Origin of the sequence: Qipengyuania soli, assembly GCF_015529805.1 — a bacterium.
Taxonomy (GTDB): Bacteria; Pseudomonadota; Alphaproteobacteria; order Sphingomonadales; family Sphingomonadaceae; genus Qipengyuania; species Qipengyuania soli.
Genome location: NZ_CP064654.1, coordinates 2,624,275 through 2,640,726, shown reverse-complemented (window position 1 = coordinate 2,640,726; position 16,452 = coordinate 2,624,275). Strand labels below are relative to the sequence as shown.

Below are 16,452 nucleotides of genomic sequence, written 5' to 3'. Positions count from 1 at the left end.
CAGGGCGAGTATCAAGCTAGTTGCGCTGGAAGCTCTCGCTGTAGGCACTGGGGTAGAGCCGCTTGAGCGCAGCCACCTTGGGCGCGTCCCACCGAACTATATATCCGTGACGCGGGTTCTTCAGCATGAAGTCCTGGTGGTAGCTTTCCGCAGGATAGAACCCCTGCGCACGCTCGATCCGGGTGACGATCGGCTTGTCCCACAGTTTCGCTGTTCGCAGCTGGGCAAGGTAGGCCTTTGCGACGGCGTTCTGCTCTGCCGACATCGGGACCAGGGCATTTCGGTACTGACTGCCCGTATCGGGACCCTGGCGATTGAGCTGGGTGGGGTCGGTCACGACCGAAAAGAAGATGCGCAGCAGCTGGTCGTAGCGGATCACGGCAGGATCGTAGGTCACCTTCACCGCTTCGGCATGATCGGTGACGCCGCTCGATACCACCTCATAGCTGGCGGACCGCTCTGTCCCGCCGTGGTAGCCCGACACCGCGCCTTTGACGCCCTTCACGTGGCTGAAGACGCCCTCCACGCCCCAGAAACAGCCACCGGCGAATACTGCGGTCTTGAGGCCCTTGCCCTCTTTCGCGACCCGTTTTGCCGCGGGCGCCTCGACCACTTTCTCGGCGGCAAGCGCCGGGCCCTGGCAGGCAGCCGTAGCAATTGCGATGGTGGCCGCGAGGAGAGAAGCGGCCCTGCGCATCAGAAGATGGACGCGATGACCTGCGGCACGGCGGACAGGAAATCGCCGCCGTTGGCGATGAGGATCGCAAGCGCGCCAGCACCGAAACCGATGCCGAAATTGCGATAGAGGTCAGGGGTGAACAGGCTCATGTCACGGGTTCTTTCGTCAGCATTGCCGACGTGGTTACAGTTGGAGCTATTGCAACATGCTTAATGCGCATGTCGTTCGAGGTTCATAAACATGAACGCGCCGGTAACTCAGTGGCGGAAGTGGCGCATTCCGGTGAATACCATCGCCAGCCCTGCCTCGTCGGCAGCGGCAATGACCTCGTCATCGCGGATCGAGCCGCCCGGCTGGATGATCGCCGTCGCACCCGCTTCGGCCGCAGCAAGCAGTCCGTCGGCGAAGGGGAAGAAGGCGTCGGAGGCGACAGCACTTCCCACTGCGCGGCTTTGCGGCCACCCGTATTTCTCGGCAGCCTCGGCGGCCTTCATCGCGGCGATGCGACTGGAATCACGGCGGTTCATCTGGCCCGCGCCGATACCCGCAGTCGCCCCGTCCTTGGCATAGACGATGGCGTTCGACTTGACGTGGCGCGCGACGGTCCAGGCGAAAAGGCAGTCCTTCAATTCCTGCTCGGTCGGCGCACGCTTGGTCACGACCTTCAGCTCTTCCGCGGTGATCGCGCCATTGTCGCGGCTCTGGACGAGGAGGCCGCCGGTGATCGGCTTGATTGCCAGCCCCCCGCGGCGCGGATCGGGCAGCTCGCCGGTGACGAGCAGGCGCAGGTTCTTCTTCTTGGCGAAGGCAGCCTTGGCTTCCTCGCTGACCGACGGAGCGATCACGACCTCGGTGAAGATTTCGCAGATTGCTTCGGCCGTCGGACCGTCGAGTTCGGTGTTGACCGCGACGATGCCGCCAAAGGCCGAAACGCTGTCGCAATGAAGCGCTTCATTCCAGGCGTCCAGCAGGGTGTTCGCCTGGGCGACACCGCAAGGATTGGCGTGCTTGACGATGACCACCGCCGGGTCCTGCCCGCGGAACTCCGCGCAGAGTTCGAGCGCGGCGTCGGCGTCGTTGTAATTGTTGTAGCTGAGTTCCTTGCCCTGGAGCTGCTCGGCCTGCGCGATGCCGCGACCGTGCGGACCGACCGGGGTGTAGAGCGCCGCTTTCTGGTGCGGATTCTCGCCATAACGCAGTTCGGTAACGCGGTTACCGTTCACAGCGAGCATGTCGGGGAAGAGCTGCTGCTGGTCGGCGAAGGCGAACCACTGGCTGATCATCGAATCATAGGCAGCGGTTGCGCTGAAGGCCTTGGCCGCGCAATTGCGGCGGAAGTCGAGCGTGGTGGCACCGGTGGCTTCCAGTTCGGCGATCAGCGTCGGGTAATCCGCCGGGTCGGTGACGATGGTCACGAACTGGTGGTTCTTGGCTGCCGAGCGGACCATCGAGGGGCCGCCGATATCGATGTTCTCGATGATCTCATCACGCGAGGCGCCGCGCATGACGGTCTGGACGAAGGGGTAGAGATTGACAACGACGAGGTCGATCGCGCCAATCGCATGTTCGGCCATCGCCACAGCATGCTCGGGATTGTCGCGCACGGCGAGAAGGCCGCCATGGACCATCGGGTGGAGCGTCTTCACCCGCCCGTCCATCATTTCGGGGAAGCCGGTCAGGTCCGAAACGTCGCGCACTTCGAGGCCCGCGTCGCGCAGCGCCTTGGCGGTGCCGCCGGTCGAGACCAGTTCGACGCCCTTGGCTGCCAGAGCCTGCCCCAGTTCCGCCAAGCCGGTCTTGTCGGACACCGAGAGCAGTGCCCGCTTGATCGCTACGTCGGTCATGAATTCTATCCCATTCGTTTGAGCAGCCAGGGGAAGCGTCCCCCGCTGCGCGGCGTCAGTCCTTCGACCACGATCTGGCGTGTGGCGCGCGGGCGGCCCTGCCCGTCGACCCACAGGCTGTCCTCGAGTCCGATTTCGGCCTCGCCGCTATCGCCTCCGAGGCGGAATTGCCAGTAGCTTCCGTCGGGAAGTGCGAGGCCCACGCCGCGCTTGTCTTCCGACAGGCCCGCCTCGATCCCGTATCCGAGGTGGAAGCGGATGGCGAAGCCGATCTTGCCGCGCTGCCCCTTGCGACCCGAAGGCTCGAGCAGGTCCTCGCCGCGGAGCTCTTCCCCGTCGGCGGAAAGCAGGAGGATGCGCCGGTGCATCAGCCCGTGGCGCGCGGCATAGCCGTTATGCACCGCCTCCAGCCGCGTCGCGTCGCGGCCGCGCTGCTTCACGGTCGTGCGGGCGACGTCGACTTCCTCGACGCCCTTGCCGATCTGGCCCTTGATCAGGACCGCGGTCGAATTCGCTTCGTCGAGCACGAGCGTCGAATGGGCCGCCGTGCCACGCAGCCCTTGCTCGATGCGGATCGGGGTCTGGCCACCTGCGAGTTCGGCACCACCGCAATTGACGATCAGGCGCTGCTCGCCATGCGACAGCTCGAACGCAAGCGTGGAAGCGCAGCCGAAACGCGCGTGGCGGGCCCGCGGGGGTGGCGCGGCATCGAGGACCAGAACGGCCTTGCCGGCATCGACGCGCTGGTAGCCCCAGTGGCGCATGTCCTTGGCTGGGCGTGCGCGCACCCCGCTTGCAGAGACCAGCGCGTCGAGGCGCGAGGCCGAAGTAGCGCCCGAACCCTGCCAGCTGCCGAGCGCGCGGTCGCCCATGCGCAAGGTGAGGAGCGGCGGCACGAGCAGGCCGATCATCGTGTCGAGCGCCTGCGGCGGGTCGCGGTTCACTGCGGCATAGCAAGCCTTGAGATCGATCAGCAGGGCGATGGCTTCCATTTGCGCCAGCGGGCTGCGCGAGAGAACGCCGCCATCGTCGCTGACCAGTTCGCCTAGCGCGCGCAGAAGGCCCGCCTCGCCATAGAGACGACGCGCACGACCATCGGGCAGCAGCAGCCCTGCAGCCACGATGGCGCACCATCCCGCGACTTGGCCCAGCCGGTCCTCCGCCCGGGCAACCTGCCGGTCGAGCCAGCGGGCGGTCGCTTCGAATTGCTCCAGTGCGCGGGCGCGGAGCTTGGCATCGCCCGACAGGATCAACGGCGCATGGGTGAGCCATGCGAGCAGGCGAAGGCCTGCATGTTCGACGGTCCAGGCGGCACCCTTGGCCGGCTCGGGGTTAGCGGCGAGCCATTTCTTGAGCAGCTTCTCGCCGATGCCGGAGCATTCTTCGCGCGGGCCGCTGGCGGCAAGGTCGCGCAGCCAGGTGAAACCGTGCACGGCGCGCAGGAAGGGGGGCGTGAGCGGCGCGCTGCTGGCGAAATCGACTTTGTCGACGGGAGCCTTTAGTCCGTGGACGAGGAACTGGCCCGCACGCAGGGCCATTCCCGACGCCCGATCTCCGTTGAGCGCGCTTGCCACCGTGCCGAGCAGGCGCGGGGCAGCCGGCTTGCGCAGTGGCGAGGCCAGCACCGACCCGGGTATGCCGAGGCGGTAAGCCCAGCGCAGCATGCTGTCGACGGCCCCCGCGTGCGGCGGCTGGAAATCGGAAAGTACGAGCGAACGGGCAGGTTCGAGCGGTACGGCATCGGCCAGCGTTTCGTCGGTGCGGGTGACGACCAGCGGCTCATCCGCATCGCCCAGCGGGAGCGCCGGGGAAGCCGCAGCAGGCGAGGCACCCTTCGCCTCGCGGAGGAGGGTGCGCGCCATGTCGTTCACTGTCCGCCTTTCAGCGCGGCGATGTTGGCCGCGTAATTTGCCGGTCCGCCCTTGAATGTCGCCGATCCCGCCACGAGCACGTCCGCCCCCGCATCGACGCACAGGCGCGCGGTTTCGACATTGACCCCGCCATCGACCTCGAGATGGATAGGCCGCCCGCTCTTCTCGATCATCTTACGGATCGCCTCGACCTTGCGCAGCTGGCTGGAGATGAAGCTCTGCCCGCCGAAGCCGGGATTGACGCTCATCACCAGGACAAGATCGACCTCGTCGATGAGGTAGTCGAGCATCTTCGCCGGCGTGCCCGGATTGAGCACCACGCCCGCCTTCTTGCCCAGCGCCTTGATCGCCTGGACCGTGCGGTGGATATGCGGCCCCGCTTCGGGATGGACGGTGATGATGTCCGCGCCCGCCTCGGCAAAAGCCTCGAGATAGGGGTCGATCGGCGCGATCATCAAGTGCACGTCGAAGGGCTTGTCGGTGTGGGGACGCAGCGCCTTCACCACGGCCGGGCCGATGGTGATATTGGGCACGAAATGGCCGTCCATCACGTCGACATGGATCCAGTCGGCCCCGGCCTCGTCGATCGCACGCACTTCTTCGCCCAGCCGTGCGAAATCGGCCGAGAGGATGGAAGGGGAAATCAGTGGAGTCATTTGCGCGGGGGCCCTGTCGCCTTAGCCTTGCCCAGCCCTACGCGCGCGAAAGGACGGTTAACAAGCGCGCCGCGCCGCCTTTTCCACATGGTGCCGAGGGGCTAGGCCCATGGCATGGCGATTCCCCGCAAGCTGACCGCGAACTTCGTCGCGACCGAGGTCGACGACGAGACTCTGATCGTCGATCTCGACGGCGGTTTCCTGTTCTCGCTGTCGGGCACGGCCCGCGCCGTCTGGCATGCGATCGACGGCGTATCGGATGCTGCGCTCATCGCCGAAAGCATGGCGATTGCCCATGATGGAGATGTGCGCCTGATCGCAGACGATATCGATGAGCTACTCTCCGACCTCGAACGGGCTGCATTGGTCGAATTGGTATGACTTCCTGTGCCTGCAGTGATTTGCTAATGTACCGCCAACCAGTGAAGGGCGCGATGCTATGACGGAAGAGCAAAAGAGCGGCAGCAATGCGAAGCCGACATGGAGCAAACCGCGGCTCGACAAGGTTGGGTCGATCCGCGACATCGCCGTGCGCAATTTCCCCAACAACCAGGCCGCCAATTCCAAGAAATCCTGATCACGCTTTCCGGCTCCCGAGATCATGATCGCTGCGTGGAGCCGCTGGGGCGGCGCGGAAGAGCCGCCCGCCCAAGCCATCAGGGCCAGCCTCGCGCTCTATGATGACACGGGCGTCGAAGTCCGCTCGGCAGCCGGGTTTTGCCTCGGCGCAGGGCCTCGCGACCGCATCGCCACAAGTCACGCGACAGGCTCGGCCTTCTGCGGGTGGATAGACAACGCCGCGGAACTGGCCGGGACGCTGCAGGTGGCTGCGGACGACCTTGCGGCTCTTTATGCTGCAGCAGTCGCAAGTTGGGGAAGCGATGCCGATGCCCGCATCATCGGCTGCTATGCTGCGGTTCTGGTAATGCCGAACGGCTGCCTGAGGCTGAGCAGGTCCCCCTGGGAGGCGCCGCCACTCTACTATCACCGCGACGCGAACCGCGCGGTCGCTTCGCCCCTTCTCCGAGTGCTGTTCGCCGCAGGAGCGCCGCGCGAGCTCGACTACGAACGCATTATCGACGAACTCGCACTCGACTGGCGCTCTGGCGACGAGGCGGCATGGTACCGCGGCATCGGTATGGTCCCTTTGGGCGCGATCGTGTCGCTCACGCCCGGCGGACGGGAAACCCACCGCTGGTATTCGCCTCCCGCTCCGGCGCCGGACAACGAATTCGACGAGGATGCTGCCGTTGCGCAGGCCATCGCCTTGCTGGACGAAGCGGCCGGCAAGGCGCTGGCCTGGGCAGCGAAGCCCGCCCTGGCGCTTTCGGGCGGCCTCGATTCCCCGCTCGTCGCACGCGCCCTGCTCGACAGGCTTCCGCAGGCGGAGACTCTGACGGCCATTACGTTTGCCCCGGACGAGGAGTGGCAGGGAGAAACGCCACCCGGTACCATGGGCGACGAGACAAGCCTCGTCAGGGAATTCGTTAAAGGAAACCCGGCACTCGACTGGCATCTTGCCGACCGCCACCCCGGGGCATTCGACCGCCGGGCAAAGGAAATGTACGCTGCATCGGGCGTGTTTGCGCAGGGCCTGTCGAACGTTGGCATGTACCACGATGTCTACGCCAAGGCGCGCGAACTGGAATGCGACGCTCTATTGGTTGCAGACTTCGGCAACCTCACTTTCAGCAATGAGGGACTGGAAGCCTATACCGAATACGTCCGACCAGGACGGTTCCGGCAGCTCAAGCGGTTGCTCGAAGCGAGAAGCGGCGATCCCCGGTCTTTGCACCGCAAGTTCATCGCCTTGAGCCTCCTTCCGCGCGCGCCGCGCTCGTTGCGCAGTGTCCTTCGCGCCCTCGTCCATCCCGCCCGGCGTGACTTCGCGGCATTCTTGTCACCTCTATCCCCGAGAGGGTGGAAGAGGCAGAGACGGCTTGCAGCGGCAAGGGGTACTGAGGCCGCGCTCGAAGACTTCACCTACGATCTCACCCGCCGGGCGATGATCGAACGCGAATGGCAGGACGCGGACGGTCCGGCGCGCGACGTCGATTTGGCGTTCGAACAACTCTACCGCATCCGCAAGCGCGACGTCTGCGCCTATCGCCCTCTGGTCGAGTTCTGTCTCTCGCTCCCGCTGCGCGCCTATGCCTGGGACGGGACCGACCGGCGCCTTGCCCGACTGATGGGACGCGGCCGGGTTCCGGAGAGCATCCGCACCAACGTCCTCCACGGGCAACACAATGTCGACTGGCACGTGCGCATGTCGCGCGAGAGGGAGGCGATGCGCGCGGCCTTTGTTGCCGCCGCGGACCATGGCTGGCTGGCCGAGAACCTCGATCTCGAAAGGTTGATCGGCATGCTCGACACCTGGCCCGAAGCACCCGACTTCACGATCGAACATGACTGGCCGCTGCGCACTGCCTTGCCGCGCGCCCTGATGGCCGTGCGCTTCATTGGGACAGTCGAGGGAAGGAACGAGTTTTGACAGCGCCGGGCGAGCGCGGGCAGACGGGATGCGACATGAACCGGTTCCTGGTCTCGCTCCTGTCCTACGCCGGTGGCAAACGCGTCGCCGGCTTCGTCATGCTGGCCGCAATTGCAGCCGCGACCGAGGGCTTCGGCCTGGTCCTGATCGTCCCGTTGCTGGCATCGCTCGGCGGAGGCGAGAACCTCATTCCCGGCTTCCCCGACTGGTCGCTTGGCGTTCTGCTGGCGATTTTCGTGGGACTGGTAACGCTAAGAGCCCTTGTCGATGCGTGGCGCGGGCTCGCCGCCTTCGATCTCCAGGTGCGCCTCGTCGACGGTCTCCGCAGTGAGGCCGTGGCCGCCCTGCTCGGAGCGGAATGGCGTGTGCTTGCGGCGATGCGACAGAGCGCCAATCGCGCTTTGCTGATAACTTCGGTAGACCGCGCCGGCGAGGCGGTGGGCCATGCCACGGCGTTCGTCCGCAGTCTCGTTGCCCTGCTCGCCCTGCTGGTAGCCGGGCTGTTTCTGTCGCCACCCTTCGCGCTTTCCATGCTCGTTGCCGCAGCGCTGGCCGTTGCTCTCTTCGCTGGAACGCGGCGTACGGCGCGCTCGCTCGGCGAGGCGCTTTCGGTACGTTACGAGCAAGTCTACCTGAGGCTTGAGGAAACCCTGTCCAGCATCCGCATAGTGAAGAGCTATGGCAGGGAGGCTGACGAGGCAGTCCGTGTCAGTGTGGCCTTCTCCGACCTGCGCAGAGCGGAGCGGCAGTATCTTCGCCAGTCGGCCTTCGCGCGCTCGGTCCTACAAGTGGCAGCAGCAATCCTCCTGGCGATCTTCCTCTGGCTGGCGGTCGAGCGCTGGGGTGTGCGGCCGGCCCACCTCATCACCTTCGCAGCAATTGCCGTGCGCGGCATTCCCCTGCTCGAAGCCTTGCAGGAAGGTTGGCAGGGATGGAACCACGCCGCACCTGCCATTGCGGAGGCGCAGGACCTTATCGCCGGCGTCGAGGCTGTTGCCGAGATGCCTGCCGAGGCCTGTCCGCCGATGCAGGAAAGCATTGCCTTGTCCTCGGCCAGCGTCTCGCACGCTGGAGGCCGCGCGGCGCTCGATGGTGTCACGCTCTCGATCCCGCGTGGCAGCATCACAGCCGTCGAGGGTCCCTCGGGCGCGGGCAAGAGCACGCTCGCGGATCTCCTCGGTGGCCTGATTTCCCCTGACACCGGCCAGATGCTGCTTGATGGGCGCGGATTTTCACCGGCTCAGAGGCATGGCTGGCGGGCGCGGGTCGCCTACGTCCAGCAGGAGCCGGTCCTGTTCACCGGTACCGTGAGATCCAACCTGCTCTGGGCGAAGCCCGATGCCAGCGACGCGGAGTGCGAACGCGCACTGGATCGGGCGGCAGCGCGCTTCGTGGCAGACCTGCCCGATGGCCTCGATTACCAGCTGGGAGAAGGGGGGCGAAACCTGTCGGGCGGCGAGCGGCACAGGATCGCCCTTGCCCGCGCATTGCTGCGCGAGCCCGACCTCCTGATCCTCGACGAGGCAACCAGCGCGGTCGATCCGGAGAGCGAGCGCCTCATCGCCGGAGCTGTGGCTGCCCTCGCGGGTTCGTGCACCGTCCTCATCATCGGCCATCGCGGCGCGCTGGTTGACGTGGCGAGCCTGCGTTTCCATCTGCGCGGTGGGCGGCTGCAGGAAGCATGAACGGCACTTGGCGGGCAAATTCAGCCGCAATTCAGTGCCAAATGCTAATAAGCCCAATGAAGAGGGCCGTGGTTCGGCCTTGGCCGCGATGTCCGCGGCCGTGTGAATGAAGCAACAGGGATCGAAATGACCAAGACGAAACTCGCCCTTGCCGGCATGGCCGGCGCTGCCCTGGCCGCCACGGCAATCGCCGTTCCGGTCCAGGCCCAGTACCGCGACAAGATTTCCAACAATCCCGCCAACTGCAGCGCGGGTGCCGGCTCCGCCGTGCGCGTCACCATCACCGACATCAAGGAATCGCGCGGCACCATCCGCGTGCAGAGCTACCGCGCGACCAAGCAGGACTGGCTGGAGAAGGGCAAGTGGATCAATCGCATGGAGGCACCGGCAAAAGCCGGCAGCATGACCTTCTGCGTTCCCGTCCCCGGACCCGGGTCCTATGGCATCGCCGCAAGGCACGATCTGAACGGCAACGGCAAGACCGACATCTTCGGCGATGGCGGCGCCATGTCGAACGACCCGAGCGTCAGCGTCTTCAACTTGGGCAAGCCGAACTACAAGAAGGCCGCTTTCGACGTCGGCCCTGGCGTGCGCTCGATCACCATCGAGATGCGCTACCGCTGAGCGCGGCGCTTTCTTAGCAGCTCGACCAGTGCGCCCGGCATCGCAAGCAGCGGATGGCGGGCGCGGAACGGCGTGACCTTCAGTTCGATGCCGGTATGCCGGTGGAGCTTCCACGCGGCATAGTCGGCAGCGCCGTCGAAAGTCGTTGTCGCCTTGGCCAGACGCAGCACGTTGAGCGGCTTGCCGAGGCGCGCACGACTGTTCCACCATTTCAGTATCGAGCGGCGCCGTTCCTCCGGTAAGTCCGGATGTAATTCCGTACCCTCGCATTCGAACGCGATGCCCTCGGCCTGCCATGCCGTGGGCAGCAGCCCGTCGAAATGCTCGCGGTTGACAGAGAGGATCGAATCCTCGCGCCCGGGCTTCTCGACCCGGAACTCCGCGCGGTAGGTCGCCCTGAAAAGCGCCCGCCAATAGTCCTCGGCCTCGCCGGTTTCCGGACCCAGAGCCGCTGCGAGCCTTGCAGCAGTCCGCGCGGCACCGGTCACCGCATCGGCGATCGCTTCCCGCGCAGCCTCGTCTCGCACCCAGATCAGCGCGCTGGGCTGGACGAAACGCGCCCAAATCGTCGTGTCGCGAGACTTGCCCGTTGCTGCTGCCGCAAACTGCTCGAGCGACATCGTCGCGATCTTGGCGCGCAGGACTTCGCCGCCGTACTCCCACTCGCGATAGCTCACGCGCGGCCACACGCGCTCGCGCTGCGGGCCGGGCAGCAGGACATAGAAATCGAGTACCCCCTCAAGCGATCCTGAGCGCAGGTTCGAACCGTAGAACAGCACGCCGAGCGCGCCCGCCTCCTCGCCCAGCTTGCGGGCATAGGCAGCGACTTCGGGACGGATTTCGCGCGCCAGCGAAGCGCGCACGCGCTGGCCGAGCGTTTCGCTCACGGGGTGACGAAGGTCAGTTCCGGACCTTGCCCGATGATGTAGCGGCCCGGCGGGAAAGCCTCGCCATCAAGGATTACCGCCTCGTCGATGTCGACCGAGAACGCTTCCGCGTCCAGCTGGTGGAAGCCTGCTTCGCCCAGCCAGGCCGGTCGCCAGCCGAAGAGGATAGCAGGTGCGGACACGATGATCCGGCGCAGCGGCTTGTCGAGCAGGCACAGTTTCAGCCCGTCACGCTCGGGCCCGAAAAGCTGGATGCCGCCAGGCATCTTGCGCAGGGTCGACGACAGCAGGAACGCCCTGCGCTGCTGATTGCCATGCCGCGAGCGCGGCACCGGTTCGCGCGAAGGCAGGTATTCGAGCACCATTCCGGTCCCGCGACGCCACTTGTTCTCGTCACTGCCGAACAGCGCCTGCGCGAGGCCCCATGCGCCCGACACGCCCACCGCGAGGCTATTGAAGAAGCCGAGCTTGTGCGCATCCTGCCCCGTCTCTACGCCCAGCGTGAAACCGCCGGCGCCGAAGATGAAGCCGATCATCGGCGGCTCGCCAGCACCCTCGCGAACCACCTCGAGCGGGCGGCGAACGATGCGCTTGCCATCGCCATAGGCTGCGATGGCATCGGCAAGATTCCATCCCGCGGGTGCGCCAAGGTCCACGTTCAGCGCATTGGTCTTGCCCTTGGGTAAGATGGCGAGCGCCGGCCAGTTCGCCCCGAAGACGCCCTGGCCCATGGTGAGCACATCGCGCACCGTTCCGTCGCCGCCGTTGATGATGAGATAATCGATGCCACGCTCGGCGAATTCGGCAAGCGCGGTCGCTATGTCCTCGCGCTGCTTGGGCTGGGCAACGGTAATGTCCGCACCCTGCGTGCAATCAAGGTCCTGCCCGCGGTTGCGGTGGCTGCGGGGATTGTAGATGACCCCGATCCGCGGCCGCACAACCCTTGCCCTTCCCGCGGCACGCGCAGGCATGCGCTCGCCCTCGCCGCCGAAGGCGTTCATCTGGAGCTGGTCGAAACGGTAAATCGTGCGGTCCATGGTCGGCCCAAGCCTTAGCCCGTGCAGTGCCGGCTTATCTAGGAATTTCTCTGGCAGTGCCAACCGCGTGGCGCACCCGACAGGATTCGAACCTGTGGCCTCTGCCTTCGGAGGGCAGCGCTCTATCCAGCTGAGCTACGGGTGCCTGGAGCCGCGAGGGCAGCCTTTCGGCGAGCGGGGCGCTTAGCAAAGGGCGGGGTGGCTCGCCAGTGCAAATCGCGAGCGGGCCATGGCTTCACGCGTTAGCCATTTGGCAAGCATGCCGGGTTAATCATCGCATGCATGAGCGCGATGTCCCACGAATTCGACCTGAGCCAGGCCACCATGTTGCCGCCGGTTGCCGCGTCGCCCCGCCTGTTGGGGGATGTGGCGACATTGGCGAACCAGTGGGAAGCGGTGCACGAGGCCGCCGCCGCAGTCGGCCACCTTGCCCAGTTGGGTCGCGAGGAACCGAGCGACGAAGTGCTCGCCCTGCCTTTGCGCGCTGCCGAAACCGGCGGCTACACCTTCGAGGCGGTCGCCCGCGGGATCGACGATCTCTCCGCCGTGATGCAGCCTGGCCTGCGCGCCCTCCTGGCGATCACGGCGCAGGGCAAGGACACGACCGCCGCCGCCCTGACGCTGTGGCGCGAATTCCACCACGCGCGCGCTGCTATCCTGAGCATCGTCGAGACCGACTGAGCCAACTTTCGCGTTCGATCGACGGTTGACGTCGTTCGCCATCTGTTCCAGTTTCGCCGGATGACGGATTCGGCATTGGCACAGGCGGAAACAGCGGCAAGCGTGTCGCGTGGCATTGCACGGCTGTTCGCCCGCAACGACATCTGGTGCATTCCCGAAATGCCCCTGCGCAACGGCCGCCGCGCCGATCTCATGGGCGTCGACCCCAAGGGTCGGATCATCATCGTAGAGATCAAGGTCCAGCGAGGAGACCTGCTGGGCGATGGCAAGTGGCCCGACTATCTCGACTTTTGCGACCGCTTCTACTGGGGTCTGCCGCCGGGGCTCGATCGTTCTCCGCTGGAGGGGCCCGACTATCGCCCTGGTTGCTGCGGCATCATTGTGGCCGACGGGTATGACGGCGAGATCCTGCGCCCCGCACCACTGCACCCGCTTGCCGCTGCACGCCGCAAGGTCGAGGTCGAACGTCTCGCCCGCGCGGCGCTGCGCCGGATGACCGTTGCCATCGATCCACACTGTGCGCCCTGGGGCACCGCCGAATAGCAACGCCCCTGTTCGCATTTGCACGCCTCGGGCATAGGGTGGCGCAAGCATGTGGACCGGGATCGCCTTTTCAGCACTCGCCATGACCGCCATCGTCGCGGTGCGTTACCTGGCGACCAGCGGCGGCTTCGCCCTGCTAACGCGGCATGTCCGCCCCGGCTATCACACGAAGCTCGGCCCGCAGATCCGGCGCGAGATCGGCTGGTCGTTCGCCTCGGCGGCCATTTACGGCATCCCCGCGGGCGTCGTCGCCTGGGGCTGGCAGGAGCATGGCTGGACCCGGATATACACCGGTTGGACCGACTACCCCGTTTGGTACCTGCCGCTGGCGCCGCTCATCTTTCTTTTCGCGCACGACACCTGGTTCTACTGGACCCATCGCTGGATGCATCGGCCGCGCCTGTTCCGCATTGCCCATGCCGTCCACCATGCCAGCCGCCCGCCGACGGCCTGGGCCGCGATGAGCTTCCATCCGTGGGAAGCGATTACAGGGGCGGTGGTAATCCCGGCGCTCGTTTTCCTCGTACCCATCCATGTCGCCATGCTCGGACTCGTGCTTCTGGTCATGACGGTGATGGGCGTCACCAACCACATGGGCTGGGAGATGTTTCCCCGCCGGCTCGTTCATTCGCGGTTGGGAGAATGGTTGATAACGGCCAGCCATCACCAGCGTCACCATGAAGAGTATCGATGCAATTACGGCCTCTATTTCCGTTTCTGGGACCGGCTCTGTGGCACCGACCACGGACTGAGCGCGAACATATGAGCCGCTTCGCCGCCTTACTGGCCCTGCCCCTGGCCGCCATGCTCGGTGGTGCAACAACGCCCGCCGGCGGGGCAACGATTACCGTCAAGGTTACCGAGGTGCGCAACGCCAAGGGCATCGTTCGCGCCTGCATGACCACCGATATGAAGAGTTTCCCGAAGTGTCGCGGTGTGCCCGGTGCCTATGGCGCGACGGCCCAGGCGCACGAGGGTAGCGTGAGCTTCACCTTCACCGACGTAAAGCCGGGCCGATACGCCATTGCTCTCCTCCATGACGAAAACTCCAACGGCAAGGCCGACCGGGCACTGGGCATGATGCCCAAGGAAGGCTTCGGCTTCTCACGCGATGCGGCAGTGCGCATGGGCCCGCCGAAGTTTTCCGATGCTGCCATCGATATCGGTGGCCAGGACCAGGCACTTACCATCCGCATGCGCTACATGCTCTGATGCGCCGACCCTGCCGCCGGGCAGAGTTGGCAAACGTATTTAACCCAATGTTTACCACGCAGGGGTCATACCCTCTTCCGAATGAGCACAACTCTTTCGGGGGCAGTGGAATCCAATGGACAGGCTTGGCGGCTATTTCGGCACGCATGACGAAGAAGAACTCTTCGACGATTACGTCGATGAGGGGGATGCCGATCTCGATCCGCCGCCCTCGCCCGTGGGGCAGGACGAGCGGCGCATGCAGGTGCGCGCCTATAATCATTGGGCAAGCCTGCTCGGCGACCTGAACTACCCCAATATCGATGATCTCGAGCCGGAGAAGCTCGATGATTTCGGTCCTTATTCCGTCCTCCTCGGCATGGTCGACGGTATCGAGGATCCCGATGTCCTGTTCGTCGGCTCCGAGCTCGTCGAGGAATGCGGCGAAGCCGGTGCCATGGGCAAGCTGTCCGACGTGCCGAGCCGTTCGGTCCTCAGCCGCATCACCGACCATTACATGCAGATCCTCGCCAACCAAGCGGCGATCGGCTTTGAAGCGGAATTCGTGAACGAACGCGGTGTGACCGTGCTCTATCGCGGCATCCTGCTGCCCTATTCGAGCGACAACGAGACGATCGACTACATCTACGGCGTGATCAACTGGAAGGAGATGGCCGACCAGCAGACCGCCGACGAACTGCTGCTGCAGATCGGCCAGGCCCTGGGCGACTTCGACGACGACCTTGCCGACGAAGAGCACCACATCGAGACTGCCGAAACCCTGACCGCCGTCGATGCCGATGGCTGGGACGATGACGAAGCCGAGAGCGAAGAGGACGATGCCGACGTGCTCGAGCTAGGCAGCATCGCCGGAGCCGCAGACGCTTCGCTTTCCGCACTGCCCGAACCGGCTTTCGGCGCGGCCGAGGAAGTTTCCGACGCAGCGATCAAACCGCACCGCGGCGTCGATGCGCTTGGCAATCCGATTGGCAGCCTGCGCGACGACGAGGGATACGAGCTCTCGGACGAGGGCGAAGATGATTTCGACGGCGGCCTGAAGACTGCTGCCGACTACGGCCTGCCCGATTGGGACGACGAGGAAGACCTCGAGAACGAGGACGTCGACGACGTGGTCGATCCGCTGGCGGACGAAGACGTATCGAGCAGCCTCACTTCGCTGGTGAGCCGCGGCGAACGGACCAAGAAAGCCGTTGACCTGTCCGCCATGGACGATGGTCCGGCCACTCCGCAGGAGTTCGTTCCGGAACCGCCGACCATTACATTCTCTTTGCCCGATCCGTATGAGGTCGCGGACGAGATCGACGAAGACTTCGCCGCATCCGAAGTGGTCGAAAGCGAGGCATTCGAGCTCAGCGATGAAATTTCCGTCGAAACCTCCGGCTTCGATGCCGATGGCGAAGACGAGGACGACGCCTACGAACTCGGGTTCGAGGCAATCGCCGAAGACGACGACAGCGAAGACGAGATTTTCGAACTCGAGGAAGTCGTCGAAGACAGCGTCGAGGAAATTGCCGAACCGGTCGCTACAGTCGATGCGGAAGTCTCCGAGGAAATCCAGGATGACGAGCCGGTCGTGGTGCCGGAGGAATCGCCGGAGGGCCTCTACGACTGCCTCGCTGCTGCGCGCGAACTGGCCCAAGCGGCTCAGAACACCGAGGACCGCAGCCGCAAGGCGCTCTACGCCGCAGTCGGCCTTGCCTACGACTTCAGCCTCGAGACCGAGGCAGACCCCGAAGGTTTCGACGAACTGCTATCCGACAACGGCCTGACCGTTCAGGATCGCGCGCCGATGACCCCGGTCGTCAAGCTCGTGTTCGGCGCGGAATACGACAAGACCCGCCTCACCGAATATGCCGCCGTGCTGATGCACGCACATCGCATCGGAGTGGAACGTGGCGCTCTCGCCGGCTTCCTTCACGAAGCAGAGGGCGGCCTCAAGGGCGTCGTCAATGCCGAGCGCCGCGCGCGCAAGGAAGAGCAGGGCAAGCCCGTCGAAGATACCGACGGCGTACGCTCGACCCTGGCGAAAAAGCTGCGCAAGATCGATCCGGTCGATTTCGACGCGCTGCCCCAGGGCGGGCCCGAGTTCGCGCTTGTCATGGTCCGTCGCACGCCCGAGGGCGAACTGGTGGTGCTGGGCGAAGTGCCAGAGGACGTCCCGCTGGTCGAACGCGCCGCGCGCAAGCTGCTGGGCTAAACCCCTTCTACACCGAGAAATTCCTTGTCGCCCGGGCGCTCCATT

Annotated in this window: 17 protein-coding genes and 1 tRNA gene; 10 read left to right on the top strand and 8 right to left on the bottom strand. The window is 65.3% G+C overall.

Annotated features, from left to right (window positions below):
* Positions 1-16 precede the first annotated feature (16 nt).
* The 5 genes from msrA to rpe form a co-directional block, all read right to left on the bottom strand.
* Positions 17-697: a peptide-methionine (S)-S-oxide reductase MsrA gene (msrA, locus tag IRL76_RS13250; protein WP_200981788.1), complete on the bottom strand. Its 681-nt coding sequence runs from the start codon at positions 695-697 to the stop codon at positions 17-19.
* The gene (locus IRL76_RS14665) at positions 697-828 is read right to left on the bottom strand and encodes a hypothetical protein (protein WP_281388117.1); all 132 of its coding nucleotides are present in this window, start codon (positions 826-828) and stop codon (positions 697-699) included. The genes msrA and IRL76_RS14665 overlap by 1 nt, the downstream gene beginning before the upstream one ends.
* A gap of 108 nt (positions 829-936) precedes the next feature.
* Complete coding sequence (purH, locus tag IRL76_RS13245) at positions 937-2,523, bottom strand: bifunctional phosphoribosylaminoimidazolecarboxamide formyltransferase/IMP cyclohydrolase (RefSeq protein WP_200981787.1); 1,587 nt, start codon at positions 2,521-2,523, stop codon at positions 937-939.
* A 5-nt stretch (positions 2,524-2,528) separates the two neighbouring features.
* Entirely contained in the window at positions 2,529-4,385 is a 1,857-nt protein-coding gene (locus IRL76_RS13240; protein WP_200981786.1) for a heparinase II/III family protein, read from the bottom strand.
* A gap of 5 nt (positions 4,386-4,390) precedes the next feature.
* A complete protein-coding gene (rpe, locus tag IRL76_RS13235) occupies positions 4,391-5,050 on the bottom strand; it encodes a ribulose-phosphate 3-epimerase (protein WP_200981785.1) in 660 nt (219 codons plus the stop codon).
* A 114-nt stretch (positions 5,051-5,164) separates the two neighbouring features.
* Here rpe and IRL76_RS13230 point away from each other — a divergent pair, with 114 nt between their 5' ends.
* The 5 genes from IRL76_RS13230 (at position 5,165) to IRL76_RS13210 (ending at position 9,850) form a co-directional block, all read left to right on the top strand.
* Entirely contained in the window at positions 5,165-5,431 is a 267-nt protein-coding gene (locus IRL76_RS13230) for a PqqD family protein (RefSeq protein WP_200981784.1), read from the top strand.
* 58 nt (positions 5,432-5,489) lie between these two features.
* On the top strand, positions 5,490-5,627 hold the full coding sequence (locus tag IRL76_RS13225) for a hypothetical protein (protein WP_200981783.1): 138 nt from the start codon (positions 5,490-5,492) through the stop codon (positions 5,625-5,627).
* Between the two features lie 24 nt (positions 5,628-5,651).
* Entirely contained in the window at positions 5,652-7,541 is a 1,890-nt protein-coding gene (locus tag IRL76_RS13220) for an asparagine synthetase B family protein (RefSeq protein WP_200981782.1), read from the top strand.
* Positions 7,542-7,576: 35 nt separating this feature from the next.
* Complete coding sequence (locus IRL76_RS13215) at positions 7,577-9,226, top strand: ABC transporter ATP-binding protein (RefSeq protein ID WP_200981781.1); 1,650 nt, start codon at positions 7,577-7,579, stop codon at positions 9,224-9,226.
* Positions 9,227-9,352: 126 nt separating this feature from the next.
* Positions 9,353-9,850: a DUF2141 domain-containing protein gene (locus IRL76_RS13210; RefSeq protein WP_200981780.1), complete on the top strand. Its 498-nt coding sequence runs from the start codon at positions 9,353-9,355 to the stop codon at positions 9,848-9,850.
* Here the strand turns inward: IRL76_RS13210 and IRL76_RS13205 are convergent.
* The 3 genes from IRL76_RS13205 to IRL76_RS13195 all read right to left on the bottom strand — a co-directional run bounded on the left by IRL76_RS13205 (position 9,841) and on the right by IRL76_RS13195 (position 11,919).
* A complete protein-coding gene (locus IRL76_RS13205) occupies positions 9,841-10,737 on the bottom strand; it encodes a hypothetical protein (protein ID WP_200981779.1) in 897 nt (298 codons plus the stop codon). The genes IRL76_RS13210 and IRL76_RS13205 overlap by 10 nt on opposite strands.
* The gene (locus IRL76_RS13200) at positions 10,734-11,774 is read right to left on the bottom strand and encodes a diacylglycerol/lipid kinase family protein (RefSeq protein WP_200981778.1); all 1,041 of its coding nucleotides are present in this window, start codon (positions 11,772-11,774) and stop codon (positions 10,734-10,736) included. Before IRL76_RS13200 ends, IRL76_RS13205 begins: the two co-directional genes overlap by 4 nt.
* Positions 11,775-11,842: 68 nt before the next feature.
* A tRNA-Arg gene (locus IRL76_RS13195) sits at positions 11,843-11,919 on the bottom strand.
* Between the two features lie 137 nt (positions 11,920-12,056).
* Here IRL76_RS13195 and IRL76_RS13190 point away from each other — a divergent pair.
* The 5 genes from IRL76_RS13190 (at position 12,057) to IRL76_RS14720 (ending at position 16,407) form a co-directional block, all read left to right on the top strand.
* A complete protein-coding gene (locus IRL76_RS13190) occupies positions 12,057-12,455 on the top strand; it encodes a hypothetical protein (RefSeq protein WP_200981777.1) in 399 nt (132 codons plus the stop codon).
* A gap of 60 nt (positions 12,456-12,515) precedes the next feature.
* Positions 12,516-12,998 carry an MmcB family DNA repair protein gene (locus IRL76_RS13185; RefSeq protein ID WP_200981776.1) on the top strand — a complete coding sequence of 161 codons (483 nt, stop codon included), beginning with the start codon at positions 12,516-12,518 and terminating at the stop codon, positions 12,996-12,998.
* Positions 12,999-13,047: 49 nt separating this feature from the next.
* Positions 13,048-13,764 (top strand): sterol desaturase family protein, encoded by a 717-nt coding sequence (locus IRL76_RS13180; protein ID WP_200981775.1) that lies wholly within the window; start codon positions 13,048-13,050, stop codon positions 13,762-13,764.
* Complete coding sequence (locus IRL76_RS13175; protein ID WP_200981774.1) at positions 13,761-14,210, top strand: DUF2141 domain-containing protein; 450 nt, start codon at positions 13,761-13,763, stop codon at positions 14,208-14,210. The genes IRL76_RS13180 and IRL76_RS13175 overlap by 4 nt, the downstream gene beginning before the upstream one ends.
* Before the next feature lie 115 nt (positions 14,211-14,325).
* Entirely contained in the window at positions 14,326-16,407 is a 2,082-nt protein-coding gene (locus tag IRL76_RS14720; protein WP_200981773.1) for a hypothetical protein, read from the top strand.
* Positions 16,408-16,452: the final 45 nt, after the last annotated feature.